This window comes from Ehrlichia ruminantium (genome assembly GCF_009728835.1).
Classification (GTDB): domain Bacteria; phylum Pseudomonadota; class Alphaproteobacteria; order Rickettsiales; family Anaplasmataceae; genus Ehrlichia; species Ehrlichia ruminantium_B.
On record NZ_CP033455.1, the window covers coordinates 1,386,725 to 1,409,593 of the forward strand.

The 22,869-nt window shown below is 28.3% G+C and carries 16 protein-coding genes and 1 pseudogene; 6 read left to right on the forward strand and 11 right to left on the reverse strand.

Annotation, left to right across the window (positions count from 1 at the left end; translation table 11 throughout):
* Positions 1-651: 651 nt before the first annotated feature.
* Positions 652-744, forward strand: a pseudogene (locus EDL80_RS04740) (hypothetical protein); the annotation flags it as partial.
* Positions 745-851: 107 nt separating this feature from the next.
* On the opposite strand, the gene EDL80_RS04745 reads toward EDL80_RS04740, so the two are convergent.
* The 9 genes from EDL80_RS04745 to bioD form a co-directional block, all read right to left on the reverse strand.
* Positions 852-1,019: a hypothetical protein gene (locus EDL80_RS04745; protein ID WP_158407025.1), complete on the reverse strand. Its 168-nt coding sequence runs from the start codon at positions 1,017-1,019 to the stop codon at positions 852-854.
* 204 nt (positions 1,020-1,223) lie between these two features.
* On the reverse strand, positions 1,224-2,006 hold the full coding sequence (gene lgt, locus EDL80_RS04750) for a prolipoprotein diacylglyceryl transferase (protein ID WP_158407026.1): 783 nt from the start codon (positions 2,004-2,006) through the stop codon (positions 1,224-1,226).
* Positions 2,007-3,018: 1,012 nt separating this feature from the next.
* Entirely contained in the window at positions 3,019-4,704 is a 1,686-nt protein-coding gene (locus EDL80_RS04755; RefSeq protein ID WP_158407027.1) for a hypothetical protein, read from the reverse strand.
* 56 nt (positions 4,705-4,760) lie between these two features.
* The gene (locus tag EDL80_RS04760; RefSeq protein ID WP_158407028.1) at positions 4,761-4,934 is read right to left on the reverse strand and encodes a zinc-finger domain-containing protein; all 174 of its coding nucleotides are present in this window, start codon (positions 4,932-4,934) and stop codon (positions 4,761-4,763) included.
* A gap of 542 nt (positions 4,935-5,476) precedes the next feature.
* Positions 5,477-6,994, reverse strand: coding sequence for a protein translocase subunit SecD (secD, locus tag EDL80_RS04765; protein WP_158407029.1), 1,518 nt, complete (start codon positions 6,992-6,994; stop codon positions 5,477-5,479).
* Positions 6,995-7,398: 404 nt separating this feature from the next.
* Positions 7,399-8,181 carry a HesA/MoeB/ThiF family protein gene (locus tag EDL80_RS04770; RefSeq protein WP_158407030.1) on the reverse strand — a complete coding sequence of 261 codons (783 nt, stop codon included), beginning with the start codon at positions 8,179-8,181 and terminating at the stop codon, positions 7,399-7,401.
* A gap of 3 nt (positions 8,182-8,184) precedes the next feature.
* Complete coding sequence (pyrE, locus tag EDL80_RS04775) at positions 8,185-8,784, reverse strand: orotate phosphoribosyltransferase (protein ID WP_158407031.1); 600 nt, start codon at positions 8,782-8,784, stop codon at positions 8,185-8,187.
* Positions 8,785-9,179: 395 nt separating this feature from the next.
* Positions 9,180-10,253, reverse strand: coding sequence for a recombinase RecA (recA, locus tag EDL80_RS04780; RefSeq protein WP_158407032.1), 1,074 nt, complete (start codon positions 10,251-10,253; stop codon positions 9,180-9,182).
* Between the two features lie 1,188 nt (positions 10,254-11,441).
* The gene (gene bioD, locus EDL80_RS04785) at positions 11,442-12,113 is read right to left on the reverse strand and encodes a dethiobiotin synthase (RefSeq protein ID WP_158407033.1); all 672 of its coding nucleotides are present in this window, start codon (positions 12,111-12,113) and stop codon (positions 11,442-11,444) included.
* An 86-nt stretch (positions 12,114-12,199) separates the two neighbouring features.
* Here bioD and ftsY point away from each other — a divergent pair, with 86 nt between their 5' ends.
* The gene (ftsY, locus tag EDL80_RS04790; RefSeq protein ID WP_158407034.1) at positions 12,200-13,129 is read left to right on the forward strand and encodes a signal recognition particle-docking protein FtsY; all 930 of its coding nucleotides are present in this window, start codon (positions 12,200-12,202) and stop codon (positions 13,127-13,129) included.
* 246 nt (positions 13,130-13,375) lie between these two features.
* On the opposite strand, the gene icd is transcribed toward ftsY, so the two are convergent.
* Positions 13,376-14,824, reverse strand: coding sequence for an isocitrate dehydrogenase (icd, locus tag EDL80_RS04795; RefSeq protein WP_158407035.1), 1,449 nt, complete (start codon positions 14,822-14,824; stop codon positions 13,376-13,378).
* Positions 14,825-15,460: 636 nt separating this feature from the next.
* Between icd and recJ the strand changes: the two genes are divergently transcribed.
* Positions 15,461-17,218, forward strand: a complete 1,758-nt coding sequence (gene recJ / locus EDL80_RS04800; RefSeq protein WP_158407036.1) for a single-stranded-DNA-specific exonuclease RecJ — start codon at positions 15,461-15,463, stop codon at positions 17,216-17,218.
* Between the two features lie 854 nt (positions 17,219-18,072).
* The gene (locus EDL80_RS04805; RefSeq protein WP_158407037.1) at positions 18,073-19,266 is read left to right on the forward strand and encodes a CCA tRNA nucleotidyltransferase; all 1,194 of its coding nucleotides are present in this window, start codon (positions 18,073-18,075) and stop codon (positions 19,264-19,266) included.
* 920 nt (positions 19,267-20,186) lie between these two features.
* Here EDL80_RS04805 and ndk read toward each other — a convergent pair.
* On the reverse strand, positions 20,187-20,618 hold the full coding sequence (gene ndk, locus EDL80_RS04810; RefSeq protein WP_158407038.1) for a nucleoside-diphosphate kinase: 432 nt from the start codon (positions 20,616-20,618) through the stop codon (positions 20,187-20,189).
* 237 nt (positions 20,619-20,855) lie between these two features.
* On the opposite strand from ndk, the gene EDL80_RS04815 reads away from it, so the two are divergent.
* Both EDL80_RS04815 and EDL80_RS04820 read left to right on the forward strand, forming a co-directional pair.
* Positions 20,856-21,458 (forward strand): helix-turn-helix domain-containing protein, encoded by a 603-nt coding sequence (locus tag EDL80_RS04815; RefSeq protein ID WP_158407039.1) that lies wholly within the window; start codon positions 20,856-20,858, stop codon positions 21,456-21,458.
* Between the two features lie 286 nt (positions 21,459-21,744).
* Positions 21,745-22,626: a P44/Msp2 family outer membrane protein gene (locus tag EDL80_RS04820; RefSeq protein WP_230957205.1), complete on the forward strand. Its 882-nt coding sequence runs from the start codon at positions 21,745-21,747 to the stop codon at positions 22,624-22,626.
* The last annotated feature ends 243 nt before the right edge of the window (positions 22,627-22,869 follow it).

Below are 22,869 nucleotides of genomic sequence, written 5' to 3' on the forward strand. Positions count from 1 at the left end.
TCCACTAATAGGATCAAAACATTACATTAGATCGTTCACCCAAACCTAATTATTTCTCATTTAATTTAGAAAAAATACCCTTTCAACATTCTTTATAATATACAAAATTGTATAAATTCATCTATAATAGACAGAATCTATATGTATAATTAAATAAACTTCAATAAATTGCTAAATATGTATAATCCTAAATTTACATTTCTTCAAAAACTACATAAGCTCTAATATATTACTTATTTAAGATTCATATAAGACTGACCTAAGTATAAACTAAACATCTAGTGCTCAACAAATTCAAGACAAAAACGTATTATTTTATACTAAATCATAAAGTTGCACACAATACTTTCTATTCAGCTTACTAATATATAGTACAGTACATTGTTCAACACTAACTATTTACACATTTTCATGTATTAGATTTACTAAATACGACTTACAAACGTATAAACAACTATACATTTTAGATAATCAGTTATTTGAAGTCCACAGAAAAATATCTAATTACAACTAGCCGTTATACTTTTTAAACATAGATCTAAAAAATAATAGACTATTTACTTACAGAATACTAGTCTCAAAGTTCATAAAATATGTACATGTACTATTAAATAAAGACCGAGGTTATTATTAGCATACGGTCAATAAGTAATACAATTTTTTCATAAAGTTAACTTAGGATTGGATTTACAGGGTGGAGTTTATTTACTGTTGGAAGTGGATTTTAAGGAGTACTTAAGGGATTTATCTACAGAAAGTTAATACATACACTTATTTAAAACTTTGTACATAAAAAACTTACACAACAGAAATATATAGAAGTCTTTCTATAGTATAACAATACAACTCCACTAGGAAATACCATGAACAATAAGTACACATTGTTCTACCAATACACTTTCGAGATAAGTTCTAGGATATCCTTTAGGATACTCTCCTTTCATACTTAAATATAAACATTGCAAAACCGCAGACCTTTGGCCACCTGAAACAAGTGATGCGAAAGTTTTTATTTTCATCTATAGCCAAAATATATTAATACTAGTATATTTTACCTATTATATTACCTTTTTAATAAAAATACAACTTTACATTTATAGAATCATTATAATTAAATAACTGACACCATATAAAATAGTGAAATAGTTCAAGTATAAATGGTGTAATAAATATTACAAATACTATATACACCAAACCACTATCCCATCATTAAATATCATATACTAAAAATTACTAGACGATTTGCTAGAAAATTTGAATACACAAATACCTACAATAACCATAACAAAAGATAACACTTGTCCCATAGTAATACTGTTAAATAGAATATAACCCAATTGAACATCTGGTTCTCGAATAAACTCAATACAAAAGCGTACTATTCCATACCACATCATAAAAACAGAAAACAGCATACCATGATATGATCTGATTTTAGTAAAAAAAAACAGTAAATTCATTACTACAAACAACAAAAACCCTTCAAAAAAAGCTTCATACAACTGACTAGGATGTCGATAAGCAAAATCTCCACTATTTTGAAAAATCATTCCAAACCGGGCATCTGTAACTTTACCATATAATTCACCATTAATAAAATTTGCAATACGTCCTAAAAATATTCCAACAGGTACAGCACACAAACATACATCAATCGCTGATAAAAATTTTACTTTATATTTTTTACAAAAAATATACATAGTACAAAAAAGTCCTAAACTTGCACCATGAAATGACATACCACCTTTCCACAATTTAAATACTTCAATAGGAAAATTCATATAGAAATTTAAATTATAAAACAATACATATCCTATTCTCCCACCAAGAATCATACCAACAATCCACCATGAAATTATTGATTCATAACTTTCTGGAGTAAAGACTTCATATTTATCTATTTTTCGCACATACCAATAAGCAAACAAAATACCTATTATATACGCTAAAGAATACCATCTAACTTCTAATAACCCTATCCTTAAGGCAACGGGATCTATATTCATACAAACACTATTAACCTCTAAAAATAACTATATACTCCAACCTTAATATAGTACTTTCTACATTTTAAACATAAAAAATACAAAACTTGAAAAATTCAATATCAAATTTCAGTAATGTTTCTAATAATCCATATTTCTAAAATAAAGCTACTGTCACATATTTTGTTAAAAATGGAAATACTCAACATCAATTATAAATTATGACATTGTGTTTAATACTATTCTACAAATGAACTTACTCATAAAAAAATATTTAGTGCCTTAACACACTCGAGTGTAAATTATATACATAAATTTTTATTAAGCAGTATTTCCATAACCATACAAAAAACATAATTTGTCAGGAAATACATAGATTTGATATCTAACCATAGAACATTTGATAACATAGCTTATAACTATTGACTTGAAACAAATTAAAAAGAAGCCTCACATTAATAGTACATATAGCAAAGTATTTTATAGTACCAATCCATATATAAATAACACGTATATAATTCTTAAGATCTCAATACTTCATAAGCATACTATAAAGATTAAAAATAACAGAACAAAAATCCAATTTAATGTTTAGCTTATATTTTCTCACAAAACATATTATATAATTCCTTCATTAATAGAATTAATAAAATTACTTTTTATTAATTAAAACTAATATATGAAAATCAGTTGGACGATACTAGAATAATAAATGTTATACATTAATTTTTAATACTGTAATAGTAATACAATCTTTAACTGATATCTGCTACAAAATAACAAATAGTTAGAGATAAATTATATATTATTAAATCAACTTTTCTATTATAAAACTTACATTAAGCTTTACATATACACTAAAGAATACTAATCACACCCATTTAACTTATAGTAAATTTACAAGTTTTTATAACCTTTCATACTTACATTAAAGCTTAAACATTAGATAACAAATTATTTTTATTATACTAGACCTCATTACAATGATAGCATTCTATTGTTTTAATACACATCAATACCAAATTTCCTAAGCCTAATGTACTTTCCTAGTAGTATCTTCAGTCATACCTTTTATACTCAGATCACTTATAACACCATCTCTTGTCTCTTTATCAGTAGGTTCAGAAGGATTTAAAGCACCGATACTTAAATCCGGACCTTGATTAGGCGATGAAGAACTATGACCCTGTCCTTCACCAGAATTTTCCGCAGGATTGATAGAATCTTCTTGCGATTGTTGCATCTCACTCAACGCATCCCCAAATACATTAGCTTGATATGCATTATAAAGCGGCAAACTAAAGTCTTCAGTAACTGTAAAATCATGTTTACCAAGCTTTATATACTCAACTCCATCAAGTACTTCAACTTGATCTTTTATAGCCAAATAAGCCGTAGTACTTAGACCCTCTAATTTTGATGTTACATTTCTATCGTCTCTATATTTATAATGACATATCAATGCAACAGCTATCATTATTCCTGTTATACCAGCTATTATACCAGACAATATTAATTCATGCCCAAATTGGGGATTATAATACAACATCAATACATTTGCAGCCGCAAAAATACACGCAAACCCTATAAGAAATGCCGCACATACTCTTGATATTCTATTTTTATACGATAGCAAGTATAATCCTCCCATTAACATCACAGCATATGATGCTATAGAACAGTATAAAGCTATTTTATCAATCTTAAAAAAATGACATGATAAAGCTATCAGTTTTAAAAGAAGTATAGATGTTAAAACTAGAAAAGTAGCACATCTTAACAATAATTGCTTTTTTGTCAGCTCGTTTTTACCTGCTATAAGCAATAAATTATCCTTAATACTTACATTTTTCCCTAACTCAGTAAGCTGTAGCTGCCCAGCCTTATCATTTTCCATAAAATTTTGCTTTTCAGCTTCTCTTTTTATATGTGATAAGATTTTTTCCCTTTTTATAGAAGGAATATCATCATTTAGAATATCTTCATAAGCAGTACGTACACCTACATTGTATTCTCTATAATGCCATGAAAGCAAATTTAAACGATGCGCTTCTTCTCTAAGAACTCGATTTCCAAGATAAGATAACAAAAGAATAGCAGGAACAACAACAGTAGGAGTAAAAAGTATAGTAAAACAACACCTTAATATTTTTTCTTGTGTAGTCAATAGAGACCAATTTTCAGCATACAATACAGCATCATATATTTTATGCCTCAGTGGCTTATTATTTGTATCATATTCTACAATTCGCACAGGTTTATCAGAACCCATGTATTCTTTTGACTTACTAATAAAACATTCCTGATTTTCCAAAAGTATATCATACATATTAGACTTAACAACATGCTGGCGAATATCTCTACAAGTAGAAACAACAAAAACATTTCTTGGGTCTGAATATATTTTATCCTCTTTATAACCATACCGCCCAACATCAGAGTCATAATCTGTATGCACTATTGGTAACAATCCTAATGAACACAGAAAGTTTATAATTTTATGTATATCTCTTTTATTTTTAGAAGTATGTACAAAAGTTCTGCGCAGAAAGGATTCATTTATTGCATCATCTTTATTTTGTATAAGAAAAGTAGACGGGATAAGATTTCGAAACACATTTCCTGCATAAAATGTACCAATACTCGGGTTGTAGAATATAGTACTTTTTAAAACGCCAATCCACTCCCTATAAAAATCATATTTTTCATAATTATGCATAAATTTTTAACTAGTTATAACAAACAAAAGTAAATTAATTAATAAGAATACACTAGTTATTTAAATTTATAAACAAAAGTTTTACTACAATAAGGACAAACTACCTTTTGTCCATTCTTTACCGTCAAATATATTTTCGGATGCTCAGTATACTCAACATTAGTTCCTTCACCATTACAGAACACAATTTGTTCTTCACATGCATTGATTGTTTCATTACGATTAGACATAAATATAATATTCACTAAATATTACTAATTATAATACCATATACAAACAGCACCCTAATTTTTTTTATTATTAATAATATTTATAAATACACTTAGTATAATCAACATTATATTAACTACTATTACAATAAATATCTTCTATCGAATTACAATTATTTTATCATAATTACCAGGTTATAGTATTATAGATAACTTTGACACCAACACATAGTAATACATTTTCTACTTATCAGTATAAATATATTTTAAGTATTGATTACATTAACCTAATTAAACCATTATAATACAGTAAATACCTTACACACTATTTACTTCCTTATTATCAAATCAAGTACAACCTTATGGCAACTACTATCATTATAGACAAAAATACACATTATTTGTTTCTTACTATCAAATACATTTTTAGGTATTTAACACAAACAATATCACCTAACTTACTCATTATAGTAAATAACCGTTCTCATAACTAGACTTAGTAATTTGCTACCAATAAAAACAACTTTAAAGTAAATACAAAATTAATCTTTATAATTAAATTACTATATATTTAATGCTTTTAAATTAAAGAACTTAATATATAAATCTATCAACATTTTTGTCAATGTAATTGCAGAAAACATGGAACATAAAATACCTATAGATAATGTAACAGCAAAACCACTAACTGGCCCACTACCTATTACAAACATAATTGCAGCAACAATCAATGTAGTAATATTTGAATCAAATATTGTAGACATGGCATTTTTGAATCCAGACTCTACAGCCCATCTTAATTTCTTTTTCGCACTTAATTCTTCTCTAATACGTTCAAAGATTAAAACATTGGCATCAACAGACATTCCAACCGTCAAAGTAATACCGGCAATACCAGGTAATGTTAGTGTAGCTTGAAGTAATGTAAGAGCAGCAACAATAAACACAATATTAAACATTAAGCCAATAACAGCTAAAATTCCAAATACACCATATGAAAATACAATAAAAGCTGATACTGCTACCACTGATACTATCATTGCCAACCTTCCTTGCTTTATATACTCAGCACCCAAACTTGAACCAATTGTTTTTTCCTCAATTACCTTCAAAGGTGCAGGCAAAGCACCAGATTTTAACAAAATAGATAATTCTTTTGCACTTTCAACAGTAAAACTACCACTAATTTCACCACTTCCAGTTAAAATAGGATCACGTATTATAGGTGCAGTAAGTACTACACCATCAAGTACTATAGCAAACGGCTTATTAAAATTTTCTTTTGTAATTTTAGCAAATTTCTTAGCTGCAGTATTATTTAACTTAAAATTCACAACTATATTACCAAGACTATTTATCCCAGAAGATACATCCACTAAAGAATCACCACTAATTTCAACTTTCCTTAATATAGGATATGTATTGCCATGTACATCTTTTAACAAAACTGTAGTTAAAGGATTAATAGATGAAAACTGCGTAACATTTTCTAACAAGTGAAATGTTAATTTTGCAGTTTTTCCTAATAACATTTTAATTTGACTAGTATCATGTATTCCTGGAATTTGCAAAGATATCCTATCTTTACCATGACTATTTATAATAATTTCTTTCGTTCCAGATTTATCAAGTCTACGACTTATATTGCTTATTGAATCAGCTATTACATTTTTTAATAAACTTTCTTTATAACCATCATAAAAAGACATTATTACCTGAATATTTTTTCTTGACATTCTTATATTCTTATTATCGAATGACTTTATTTGGTCAAAATCCTGGCTATTATTCAACACTAGTATTAATTTATCTTCATTTACATTAAAACTTTGATATTTGATTTTTTTACTCAATAGAAATTCATTTACCTCATCATACAATTCGTACATTCTTTCCCTTAAGTACTCCTTAAAATCCACTTCCAACAGTAAATAAACTCCACCTTGTAAATCCAATCCTAAGTTAACTTTTTTCTTTGATATTAAAAACTTATTATCAATAAAATTTGGTAATACTAAATATACAGCAACTACACACAACAATGTTATAATTATAGGCTTAATTTTTAACTTAAACGACATAGCACATACTAAATATAATTACCGGATTATATTACATTATCTATCACAAATAAAACAGTTTATACTTCTAAATATGTTAACCACTATAACATATCATAAGCTATCATATATATTTTACTAAACATAAGATAATTAATTAAATGGGCAATGTAATACTCTTTATTAGAAATATAACTTACTTTCACGATAATCATGATCATACAGATCAACTTTAATACCAGTCCTACATGCCTATACATTCAATTGAAAATATTTTAAATCACATCCTTACTAAAAATACAATTCATTTTCACAAGAACCACACGGACCAACTTTAGCATTACTGTTATGCACGAGACATATTTAATTTATCACTAAATACATATAGGAAATTAAATAAGAATATTTTAATTCATGTTTTCCTATTAAAAATATAACTTACTTTCATAATAATCATGATCATACGGATCAACTTTAACATCATTACTACACGCTATACATGTTTCATTTTTTTGAAATGTGTAATGAGTAAACTCATTATTTTTTAAATCAATTCTCTGTAATCTACCAACTACATTACATGAAATTTCTAATAAATACTTTATGGCTTCCGCTGCTACAATACTACCTACTACTCCCACTGTTGGCCCTAATACACCAGCATTAGCACAGTTTAGATGCAAGCTCATATACTGATGCTCAAAAAAACATCTTAAACAAGGTTTACCATATGGATACACAGTCAATATTTGACCAATAAAACCAATTGCTGCACTATGTATCAAAGGCTTGCCTAAAATAACACACGCATCATTGAGAAACAACTTAGTTGCTAGGCGGTCTGTACAATCTACAACAAGATCTACCTCCTTAAAAATTTGCTCAAAGTTTTTAGGAGTAATAAAAGCATTTAATGTACGTACATTAACTTCAGAGTTAAGCATACTAACAAAATCAGCAGCTTTTATTACCTTACTCTGATTAATATCAGTTTCTTTATATATTACCTGTCTATTTAAATTAGAAACTTGAACTTTATCACTATCAGATAATACCAAATTACCAACACCACTAGCTGCAAGTAACGGAATAACAGCACTTCCTAAACCACCACACCCAACTATTAGTATGCTACTATTACATAATTTCTTTTGACCTAGTATTCCCACCTCTGAAAGTAATACTTGTTTTTTATACCGGTCAAACACCAACTATTCACTCAAATATCTTCTACTTCCAGGAATTGATACAGGTATTCTCCTTAAATATTCTGGAATATCTTCATCAACATAACTTTTTACATTCAACTCAATCAAACTAATTATAGGGAAAGGAAGTCTTACATCTTTACTACGTTTAACCAACGCTGCACCAGCAACAACTGCTCCACCATTACTTTTGACACAATTTACTACTTCCATAGATGTTTTACCAGTAGTAATCACATCTTCTACAATTAAAACTTGACTACCTTTTTTAATTTCAAAACCACGACGTAATACAAAAATACCATCTACACGCTCACAGAAGACATTATTAATTCCCAATTGTCTTGCAATTTCATACCCTACAGTAATAGCACCAATTGCTGGAGATACTATTAGATCTATATTTGGCAAAACCTTATTAATTTTTTCTGCAAGTAAAGAACAAAACTTTACTGCAAGAGTAGGGTTTTCAAACAATCTAGCACACTGTATATATGTATCACTGTGTAAACCAGAAGAAAGTACAAAGTGACCATTTATTATCACCCCAATTTTAATGAATTCATCATATATAGAATCACTATCTAATAAACCTACTTCCATACAACACAACACCTTTAAAAAATTATCCCTTCACTTGACTAATATATGCAACTTTCAGACTAAATCAACCAACATAATTATCAAGTAAATTAACTTATAATTACATACTTATAAAACTATTAGTTGTTAAGACTACTTTTATAAATTTTGAAAAACTCATTTTTTCTCTTTCAGTAATTATTAACTTATTGCATTACACAATGTTATTTACTAATGTACAACGAAATATCTATAGCATTTAATTTTACATTTTTTAGTACTATCTTAACCAGATACGCATCATACATTAAAGTTACCTGCTTATTTTACCTTTATCATCTAAAAATCACAAAAATTAGTTATTTGTCACCTAATTCTTCAACCTTACCGCAAAAAAACAGACATTTACTGTATATTTAAAACACTGTTGCATCCATCTCACCAATACTATCAACTTCTGAATTAAAACAACTCACATCATTATCACTTGCTTGCAAACTAGCCCTTATTTTTTGTTCAATTTCATCTGCAGTACTTGGATTATTCTTAAGGTACAACTTAACATTTTCTTTACCTTGACCAAGACGTACATTATTGTACGAATAATATGACCCTGCTTTTTCTACAATATTAAGTTTTACTCCCATATCTATAATTTCACCAACTCTTGATATTCCCTCATTATACATAATATCAAAGTCAACCTGTTTAAAAGGCGGTGCAACCTTATTTTTAACGACCTTAACTTTAGTCTGATTACCAATAATAATGTCTTTGTCTTTTATTGCACTTACTTTACGTATATCTAATCTTACAGAACTATAAAATTTCAACGCATTGCCTCCGGTTGTAGTTTCAGGATTACCATAAACTACACCTATTTTCATACGAATCTGATTAATAAAAATAAGTACACAATTAGCCTTCGATACAATAGAAGTCAACTTTCTTAAAGCATGACTTAATAACCGTGCTTGTAAACCCATGTGCTGGTCACCCATATCACCTTCTATTTCTGCTCTAGGCGTTAATGCAGCAACCGAATCAACCACTATTACATCAATAGCTCCAGAACATACCAAATATTCAACTATATGTAATGCTTGTTCACCTGTATCAGGTTGAGAAACAATTAAATCTCCAGTATTTACTCCTAATTTACGAGCGTACATTATATCTAAAGCATGTTCAGCATCAATAAATGCACAATTTCCACCTTTTTTTTGAGATTCAGCAATAACATGTAATGCAAGTGTTGTTTTTCCTGAACTCTCAGGACCAAAAATTTCAATAATTCTTCCCTTAGGGAAACCACCAATACCTAATGCTGTATCAAGAGCTATTGAACCTGTAGGTATACTATCTATTTTTTCAATAGCACCTTGTTTTAACTTCATTATTGCACCACGACCAAACGCTTTTTCAATTTGACTAATCGCATTATCCAAAGCTTTTTGTCTTTCGTGATTTAAATTCTTGGTATCAGACATAACTCGTTTCTAATAATAAATATCTTCATAAGAACAAAGAAAGCTAATCATTCTTAATATCAATTGTCAAGATTTAAAATCATCATACACAATCCGTCAAATGCTACTTAAAATTGTATTAGCATAGTACAGGTAATGTTACTAAAGATTATAGGAAACTTCATTTCAATCAGGCCAAGAGCTTCGTTTACTATAACTAAAATACTATAAATATGTATGTCAAAACCCAACAATTAAACTTCAACATGATATAGTACTTGATATGTTAAATTACAATAAGTAACAAAAAATATCCTCTATTCAAAAGATTTTAATAATCCACACATTTCTCAGTATACCGTAATTTTTGGCATACTATTCCTATAACCAAGATTTTGCTTAAAATACAAAGCTCATATGATTTTTCATTACTAAACGTGTCGACATAAAATAAAAACATCATCAATTATGTGTGATATTCATTACATTAGCTATCAAATTGTCATAGTAACAATAATTCAATATACAATAACCAGCATTTTAACTACAGTAACACATAAAAATACACTTTATAGCTTTGAATACAAAATTGAAAATTAGTATCAATTCACAATCAAAAATTATCTATAAACATAAAAGTGCTAATAATGTTCATTACCATAGAATCACAAAAATTCTATCGTTATTTTCATAAAATACTCACTAGTATAGACTAGACAATACAGTAAATAATACATATACAAACATTACCCTATATAGGATAAAATTTTCCAGTATTAACTATTATACAATACATGAAACATTTTTCATAAGAAACAACTACTTTTTAACATATATAAAATAGTTATTGATTAATAACCAATATATATGGATAATAAAATTACACTCATATCATTACATAGCAAGCTACTATATACCTTGATATAAATAATAATTTACTATCATATATTTCTCTATTAATTAGAGCATTACATTACATATACTTGCAAAAAATCTGTTTACCATTAATAAAATCAACTTACAATTTGAGATAATTTTTCTATCAATCAAAGATAATTTTAATAATTGTAAAACATATATTCTACTTAGCAGAAACTAAATAATAAATATTATTACACTAAAAAAGCTTATCATTATTATATGAAACACATATTATCTATAAGCATCAAACAATAAACTACTGATACTAGTAAAAAACATTACCGTTATTTATAAGATAAAATCAATTATATCACTTGAACTATTTTGCCATGAGTTAATACTATTACTAACATACTGGTGAATATATACTAATTTACCTGTATACTCATAAATAAATTTTACTATATCACTAACATTAGTATCAGTTTTATTATTAACACTTAGGATAACCTTTACATTCATATCATCCAATACTTTAAGTGCTGTCAATGTATGACTAACACTACCCAAATAAGAACCTACAACTAAGATCACTTTAATATTCAAGTCTTGCATTAACTCCAAGCAAGTTTTTTGATCCGTAATAGGGGACATTACACCACCTACACCTTCTATTAATAAATAATCTACACATTGATTAATATTTTCATAACAGAATGCTAAAATTTCATTATAATCTAATTCAATATTTTCTAACTTAGCAGCTATATTAGGAGCATGAGCATAAGACAGTCTCCACGGAGAAGTTTTATTTATATTATGAATATTACAATCTAAACCTAAACTACATAATATTTTACCTGTATCGCTATCCATAACTTCCATATCATTCCAGCCACTTATTACAGGTTTTATTGCATGTACTACTCTACAATTTTTTCGTAAATGCCAGCATAGTGCTGTAGTAATAAAAGTTTTACCTATACCCGTACCACAAGATGTAATAAAATAAGCTGACATTTAGTATAGCGAACAATATAATTTAACCCAATATACTAATAGAAATTTAATTCTCAACAATAAAAAATACTAAGGAAATTATAGATATGACAAACAATCAAGGATTTTTCAGCAATATAAAAAAGAGTTTATTTAAAACTTCATCTAAATTAAGTGATGGCATTAAAAAAATTTTTTCCAACAGTAAAAAAGTTGACCAAGAAACCCTAGAGGAACTAAAAGAATTACTAATTACAGCAGACATTGGATATGAAAACGCATCGCTACTCACAAAAAAAATTGCAGAAACAAAATTCGATGAGGTAACAGATTACACAATAAAACAAAAATTAGCAGAAGAAATAGAAAATATTCTATTACAAGTTGAAAAACCTTTTTTGATAACAAAAAAACCACATGTAGTTATGATATGTGGCACTAATGGAAATGGTAAAACAACTACAGTAGGTAAATTAGCTTATAAATTCAAGAATAGTGGAAAAAGTGTACTAGTTGCAGCATGTGATACATTTCGTGCAGCAGCTACAGAACAACTAATAGTATGGTCACAAAAAGTAGATTTTCCCATTGTCACAAGCACACAAGGATCAGATGCAGCAAGTGTAGCATATCAAGCCATGCAACAAGCTTTAAATAACAATATAGATATTTTACTCGTAGATACAGCTGGAAGATTGCATAACTACAAAAATCTAATGGAAGAATTGGCAAAAATTAAACGGATTATAGGTAAGCATGACAATGAAGCACCACATGATGTAATTTTAATATTGGATGCAACAACTGGACAAAATGCTATCAATCAAGTTGAAGTTTTTTCGCAATTCGTTGATATTAGTGGCTTAATTATAACAAAACTAGATGGTACAGCAAAAGGTGGAGTAGTAATACGGATAGCACAAAAACATAAACTGAAAATTCATGCAATAGGAATAGGAGAACAGGTAGAAGATTTGAAAGATTTTTCTGCCAAAGAGTTTACTGTAGGACTTCTTAACATGGACAGTATTGTATAAAACAAAAAAATACACTTAACATAATCAATTGCTTTAGAAATACACAAAAAATATGAGATAATAATTCAGAATACAATAAATTTATGCGAAACAAGAAAATAAACTAGAGTACTAAATATTTGATAACATAACTAATATTCAAGTACAGAATTCTTTATTTTATTCATTTAACAATAAAGACTACTAACTTCCATACAATATAAACATCATCTATTTTGTTCACAACTCAAGCAAATACTTTCCATATTATACAAAAAATCCAGATTGTTTATCATATAAATACAGTTTTTCCATTTTCACTACATTTACATTACTTCTATCTAACTCTAAAAGTAATTGATTTACATGATCATTAGTGACTGTACCGCTATGCTTCACATAAAACCTACAACATATTTGATCAACATAAGAAAGATTCACAACCGCAGATTCATCTGGCCAAATTTCCAATCCTTTACTATGAATTAATACAAGCTCTAATTGTTCATGTTTTACATCCTGTAAATTAACCACTAACTGATTACAATTCAAGTCCATAGAATCACAACTAACAGTTACATCAACACCAACTAATATTTTTTCATGATAAGATGGTTGATATATGTATGGTACACTTGTTACATCCATACTACGTTTAATATCTAATACAGATTTTTGTATATGAGAAGGAGACCGTCCAAAATTTTCAATCACTGCTCTAGCAAAATCCATAGTAGACACTTTTTCTTTACTAACACCATCTTGGTAAATATCTGCTGTATGTACTCCATCCTCTAAAGTTTTAAGAAATGCATTATAAATTAATTCCGCTTCATTAAACTTCTTTAAATAAATTAACATCTGCAATGCAGCATTCAATAGTCCAGAAGGATTTGCAATATTTTTGCCAGCTATATCTGGAGCTGACCCATGTACAGCTTCAAACATTGCATAATTATCTCCTATATTAGCACTTCCTGCAAGACCAATTGACCCAGACAATTCAGCAACTATATCAGAAACAATATCACCATATAAATTAGTAGTTACTATAACATCAAAATTTTCTGGATTAGTAGCCACCTTTGCCATACCAATGTCAACAATATAGTGATCAGAGATAATATCAGGATAACTTTCTGCAATTTTTGAGAAAGACTTATGAAATATACCATCTGTCATTTTCATAATATTATCTTTCACTAAACACGTAACCTTTTTTCTATTATGAATTACGGCATATTGAAATGCATAATTACATATCCTTTCTGATCCTGATCTTGTGATCACCTTTGAACACTGATACGTATCACTAGTTAATCTGTGTTCTATACCAGTGTAAGTATCTTCTTCATTTTCTCTAATTATTACCACATTTAAATTAGGATATTTCGTTTTAATTACAGGGTGATAAGAAATACATGGCCTAATATTTGCATATAACCCTAACTTTTTTCTTAACGTAACATTCAAGCTTTTATGTCCTTGTCCCTGTGGCGTCATAGTAGGAGATTTTAGCAATACTTTAGTCCTACGGATAGAATCCCAAGAAGAAGGAGCAATACCACAAGACCATTCTTTCTTATACAAATTGTGCCCTAGTTCTATAGTCTCTATAACCAAACCTGATTCTGCTTCACTCAAAATTAAAAGTACAGCCTCCATGATTTCTGGGCCAATACCATCTCCATAAGCAACTGTTATCGGAATTGACATTATTCTATTTCCTTATTTAATATAAAGTTTCATACACTCAAATCTACAAGTCATTATATAATTAACATAAGATCAAACACAACAAGAATATAATAAAACTAACACAAAGTAATCATAAAAACGCAAACCATCTTATTGGTGTTTTCTTTCACTAATAAAAATTACACATTAGAAAACTATATAAATTTTTTAACAAGCTACTTACAAAACAGTACCAATAGAACAAAAACACATTATCTTATACTATAAAAGTAAATTATATTATTAAATACAATATCTAGTAATATTATTTGCTATACTGCACTTAAAAAAAAACTAGCAGATACAAATACAAAGAATTTCAACCTAACAATTTTAATATAGAAAAATTTATAATAAGTTAGATTAGCACAACTATAGAGTATTTCTAAATTACATTATAAAAATATAATTAAGCATGTTAATCAATATAATTTACAACTATCAGAGCTACAGGACATATCAAAGTAAAACAATAACCTATGTAACTACAAAATATTTATCACTATAATTAATAGCCTATGTAATTTCAAATAGCTTTTATAGAAAACATACTTCAATAATATTATGAAAGTATAGAAAGCAATGCTATAATGCAAATTTTAAAATGTCTGTATTATGCTAAACTGTAACCTAGAAAACTCAGAATACATTGGAGCAACAGGAGCATTATGGAAACCATATGATGTAAATTTAAGAGATATTTTAACAATTAAACAAAAATTTTCCATTTCTGAAATTGTCGCTAGAGTATTATCTGCAAGAAAAATTAATATAGAAGAAATCAGTGACTTTTTATATCCTACACTTAAAACATCTTTACCCAATCCTTTTCATATGATAGATATGGACAAGGCAATACATAGAATCTGTAATGCAATACATAACCAAGAAAACATAGTAATTTTTGGAGATTATGATGTAGATGGAGCAACATCTTCTGCATTAATAAAACAATATCTATCATACATAGGGGTAACAACAACTATATACATACCAGATCGCATATGTGAAGGATATGGACCAAATACACAAGCTTTACTAAAATTAAAAGAAGCAGGAAACAGTTTATGCATCACTGTAGATTGTGGTACTATCGCACACGAACCAATATCTGCAGCAAAATCAGTAAATCTTGATGTGATAGTAATAGACCATCACATAGGAATTAACACTTTACCAGATGCAGTTGCGGTAATTAATCCTAATCGGTTAGATGAAACATCACCCTACACATACTTAGCTGGAGTTGGTGTATCTTTTTTAATGTTAGTAGCACTACACAAAACTTTAAAAGAACAAGGCTTTTTTAAAGATAATCAAGAACCAAATTTAATAAACTATTTAGATCTAGTAGCATTGGGAACTGTTTGCGACGTAATGCCTATTACAGGACTAAATAGAACTTTTGTAAAACAAGGTCTAAAAGTCATGACAACAAGACAAAACTTAGGCCTCAAAATTCTATCTGACATAATCGGATTAGAAGAAAAACCAAATATTTATCAATTAGGGTTTAACATAGGACCACATATAAACGCAGGAGGAAGAGTAGGTAATGCTAGCCTGGGAGCAAGATTACTGTCAACCAACTGTGAAGAAGAAGCGTTAGAAATTTCAGAAAAACTACAAAACTTTAATTTAGAAAGAAAAACACTAGAACAACAAAGTTTTAATGAAGCAGTAGAACAAATAGAAACTAATACAGAATCAACTAACGTCATTATTGCCATAGGAAATTGGCATCCAGGAATAATAGGTATTGTTGCAGGTAGATTAAAAGATAAATTCTTCTTACCAAGTATAGTAATATCACTTGAAAATGGTATTGGCAAAGCAAGTGCTAGATCAATCCCAGATGTAGATCTAGGTGCAGCCATTTTAGAAGCAAAATCCTTAGGAATAATTATCGAAGGAGGAGGGCATGCTATGGCTGCAGGATTTTCAATAGAAGAAAACAAAATTAAAATATTACATGATTTCTTATCACAAAAATTTCATAATATTAACAAACAAAAAATACTTAAAGTAGATGGAATTGTCACAGCAGAAGCTATAAACTTAAAATTATGGAAAGAGTTACAGTGTTTAGAACCATTCGGCATAGGTAATCCTGAGCCGAGATTTATTTTAACAAACATCAGAATAAAAAATCCAGAAGTTATAGGAGATAGCCACATAAGATGTTTAATTTATGATAATAAAACCTTTATCAAAGGAATTTGTTTTAGATGCATCAACACAGAATTAGGTGCTACCTTACTACAACGAACTACTACTACACTATTAGGTAAAATAAGTGTAAACTATTGGAAAGGCAATGAACATATACAATTTACAATAGAAGACGCCTTGCAATGCAATAGAACTATGTAGAATCATCAGTGTTAATCATAATGGCTTTCAGTACAAAAAAACAAAAACTTAGTAACAAATGTCCTCACGCAGATATCCAAGAAATATACTATCTATGGCAATCCTTCCTAGACATATAAACACTAACCTAAGCATTAGTTCATAGAATAAATACTAATAAAAAACAAATACAAACTCTTGATAATATGCTAAGAGTTAGTAATATACACAAGCATAATTAAAATAGAGAATAATCCTGTAATGTTAACTACAGAACAGATAAATTACTAAAGACAACTAGTAAAACAATTACATTATAAGTTAAATATTATTCTATATTCATTACATTAATAAAGTCTATAACTATACTAAAACTAATACATAAAAATCCTAATGCTTATTAGTATACTAAGCTCAATAGACTCTTGCATAAACATATTCAATAAATACCTATTTAAATTGTACTTTTACTTAGTCAATCACCACAGATATTGTATACACTCATTGGTTTACTTCTATAATGTACAACAAATTAGCCATAACTTAGAATAGAACCACAATATATTTCCTGATATAACTAGATAGTATATTTAGACATTTAGTTAGTTATATTTGATAACATTAATCATTAATATAACAACTAAAGGTACATATCAAATTATCCATACATACCACACACATAATATTTTAGCTATACTATTCTGTAATATAGTATAACACTGAACAAAAAATACAGTAAACTGGCATAACAATTTATTTACATCCTATTTAAACAATCAAAAAATTTATAGCATGTTCATAAAACTAATACGATACTATAGGATCATATAAACATTTTTTTTATTGCTCTAACAATTCAGGTATAACATTAAGAAATGCTAAATAACTTTATCTACAATAACAACATACTATTAATCATTAATGCAATAAAAAGATATCAAGGAGAAATTAGACTAGTAGGTGGGTGCGTAAGAGATAGTATTTTAAAAAGACAAACCATAGACATTGATTTTGCAACTACTCTATTACCTAATCAAATAATTGACGCTTTAAATGTAGCACATATTAAAGCCATACCAACTGGAATTAAGCATGGAACAATAACGGCAATTATCAATGGCACAGCATATGAAATTACTACATTGAGATCTGATATATATTGTGACGGCAGACACGCTAAGGTGAAATTTACAAACAATTGGAAACAAGATGCTTCTAGACGAGATTTTACTTTCAACGCACTATATTGTGATGAAAAAGGAATCGTATATGATTATTTCTCAGGAGTTCAAGATCTAAAAAATAGACAATTAAATTTCATAGGAGATCCAGAAATTAGAATACAAGAGGATTATTTACGGATCTTGAGAGCATTTAGATTCTATGCTTCTATATGTAGTCAGAGTAAATTAAGTGACATTATAATACATTCTTGTACAAAATATGCACCATGTATAAATAAGTTATCCAGAGAACGTATCCATGATGAATTCGCTAAACTCTTATCATGCACAAATGTAGCTAACACACTTAAAGTTATGCAAGAGTGTAATGTATTACAAAAAATAATTCCATTTGAAGTGATACCAGATATAACATCGTCTGATATAATATCAAACACTGAACCAATAGTAAAACTTGCTGCTCTATTAAGAACCAACAAAAGTGAATTTTCAATAGATAAAATCAGACATTCATTATGCCTATCAAAGGCTGATACAAAAGTACTTTTATCCTTAGTAAATAGTAACTTAGAATTTCCATTATCAATCGTTAACCAACAGAAACATATAAACAAGCTTGGCAAAGCAATATATTGTAATATTATTAAAATAGCACATGCAGAATTAACTTTAAGTGAACATGAGCTGACACAATATATAGAATATGCTGATAAATTTGTAGCACCTGAGTTTCCATTATCTGGAAAAGATTTTTTAGCAATCGGGTATAAAGAAGGAAAGCAGTTAGGAGATATTTTAAAAAAGCTTAGAAACTTATGGGAAGATAATTCGTACCAATTAACAAAATCTCAATTATTAGAATATGGAAAAAAACTGTTAGAATAGGTAATGAAAATATTACATGTTTTTAATATTCCAATAGCTTTCTAATTTCTTTGCTTACTTTAAAATGTATGGCCAAATAACATAAGTCCTATTTTAATATTATAAAATTTCGTTACATAAATTAAGTATCATTAATAATTTAATTCCTAACCACACTATATAACAGATAAATCAAAAACACCTCTACATAATTTTGAAGAAGTATCTTACTTCATAGATTAACAAGTATTATAATTTTAGTTGAATTAACTATAGAAACCCGTATATAGTTTTACATTACCTAATATACAAAACTAGATTTCATAATATACAATGTCACTAATTTCTTCAGTTAATCTCCAATAATACTTCTAAAAAACTATAAAACTAATTATACAATTATATATACGTTAGTTGACACAGCTACAACACTACACATAATTAGAAAATATCATGTATTCCTTCAAAAATATTGCAATACTTTAACCTCATTTTATTATATTAACTATAAACTAGATAGAATCATTAAAATATTCTTCTTTTAAATAAAGCTTGTTATTCCTAGTATAAACAGTCTTACATAAACCATATGTAAAACAGGTTATTACTAATCCCCAATACAACCCTAAAAATTACACTCGCAGTAATCTACCCTAGAACCTACTAACCATATAAAAAGTTAGCTTACTGAAACAACACCACAACATTTTCTATGTACTCTAACTTTTTATACATGCAAAATATATAAGCTACAGAATACTAAACAACCTATATAGAAATTTCACGTATCAAAAAGCTATCTACAAACATCACCACTAACTTAATGGTAGCATATTTCCACAACAGAACAACTAAAAAATATAAAAATTTAATAAAATAATTATAAAGATTTACAATTTCAATAACTAACAAATATAAAGCTATACTTGCTAATTACCAACTCAACACATCTTTAACGACAACAATTCATATTCACTAAAAAAGAATCTTATTTCCCTACTTGCATTATCTAAACTATCAGAACCATGGACGCAATTTGCATCTATACTCTCAGCAAAATCTGCTCTAATAGTTCCAGGACGCGCCTTTTTAGGATCAGTAGCACCCATTATTTCCCTATACAAACTTATAGCATTCTCTCCTTCTAAAACTTGAACTACTACTGGACCAGATACCATAAAATCAATTAGTGGAACAAAAAAAGCTTGTGACCTATGTATCGCATAAAATTCTTCAGCCTGATAGCGTGTCAGTAGGCACATTTTTTGTATAACTATTTTTAGTCCTGAATTTTCTATATAAGAATTAACCTGACCAGCAATATTACGTCTGACAACATCTGGTTTTAGTATAGATAAAGTTCTTTCTAGCAAAATAAATCTCCTAATTAAAATTAACTAATAAATCAGTATAAAACATACATTACATTAAGTCAAAACCCCAAGAGAAGGTGCATAATTGTTCGGAACTTAATTATGTTATTTCTTACATAATAGTAAATATAAATGTTATTTTAGCATAATTAATAAGATTAATCCATTAAATAACTATTGCATTCATATTCTCTATGATTTATCTTACATAGTATTGCCTTATTATAGGAAAATGATATGTCTATACACGCGAAAAACAAAACAAATAAGTTAGATTACCCTAACGAGATGAAAGCAGAAAGCCCAATATTCGAGGGATCAATCACAGAAGATATACAAAATAATTTCAACAAAGAGAATCTAGAATCCATAGCAGTACAAAAAAGTACTACACCAAAATCTAGGCCTCACCCTGTTGATGAATGCGTTGGAAAAGAAATAAAAAGACAACGCATAATGAGAGGTATGAGTCAAAATCAACTTGCAAACAAGTTGGGTATAACTTTCCAACAAGTACAAAAATATGAAAAAGGAACAAATCGTATAGTTATTAGCAGATTATATCAACTTGCAAGTGTACTTAATGTTGAAGTAAGGGATATAATGCTAAAACTACAAGAAGATTTAAAAAATATTTCATGTGGTAGTGATACTGCACCTATCCCTAACTTAAAGGATAATGAAGAAAAATTTGTCCCAGAATTTCATGACAATAAAATAGACAGTAAAGAGGTGTTAATGATGGTAAGGGCTTATACTTGTATTAAAAATGAGAAGGTACGTAATATAATTTATAATTTAGTCAAAGCATTATCTACAGATAATAAAACATCTGCTTAGTTAAGCTTATACAGACTATAGATCTTAATTATTATGTAGATATGCATAAAAATTAATAAGTATTATATAATACTTAATTAGTTTTTTATGCATTTTAATATTATAGTAGTTACATTAATAGCACTTATAGTATATAATGCTAGGTATTACTGTGCATTATATGTTATTAGGGACTATATATGCATGTATGTATAAAGTTGATATTTTTGACTTAAGATGTAATTTCTAGTATGCTATTATATATCTTGAGTTATATTTATATATAAATCTATTTATGGATAACATTATGGTAAAATTTTCATGTTTGGGAATTGCACTTTCCTTGATAACTTTAGGACTGGCACATGACGCATTATCATCACCAGTTCCTATTGATTTTTCTAATGAAAGCGAAATGGTTGGCTTTTACACAAGCGGACATTACAATATAGAAGTACCCAAGTTCAGCAAAATATCTGCAAAATATAAACATGAAAATCAAGATAAAGATTTAACTTTGTTTAGCCTAAAAGAAGAAAATACTGAATTAAATTTAAAAAAGCAGGACCAATTTACAAAAGGCTATAACCCTGTATATAATAAAAACTACACTGGTTTCTCAGGAGCTATTGGGTATTCAGGAGGAGGTCTAAGAATAGAATTAGAAGGAGCATTCACAAAATTTGATGTAGACAAACAAAAGTATAAATTTCAAGACAACCATAGATATTTCGCCTTAGCAAAAGGTGATACATTAACTACTACAAAAAATCCTACACCACCACCACCACCACCAGGGGATAATAATGCTTATAATTATATAACCGCAAAAAATGAAGGTTTAAGTATTATTTCTTTAACGTTAAATGCATGTTATGACATGATAATTGGTAATTCTTATTTAATACCAAGTGCATGTATTGGTATAGGAAAAGGTGTAACTAATTTCTTAGGAGCAACAAACATTAAAACTATATACAAAGCAAAGTTAGGTTTCGGGTTCTTGCTATCACCAAAAACTATCATATTTGTTAATGGATATTACGTTAAAGTTCCTGATGATGCCTTTAAGAATGTATCAATTCAATATCAACATGAACTTGCAGCAGATCCAAAACATATAGAGCCTGTCATTTTGTTTAATGCAGATTATTACGGTGGTGAAATTGGGTTGAGGTTTATTCTGTAGATTTATTTAGTATAATACAGAACGCTTTAAGTTATACTTACTATTGTTATCGACAGTGTTACTGTATACCTATTTGTTACTTTTCTCATTTCGCATGATTCATAGGTAGTTTAAAAGTTTTATAAAACTACATAAAGTCTTTACAAGATTGTTAGATCAACTGAATTTAGCAACTGTTGTTTACTTATCTTAGCACTTAGAGATCTATACGTACTTATGTATGCAATCACGGAATACCTTACA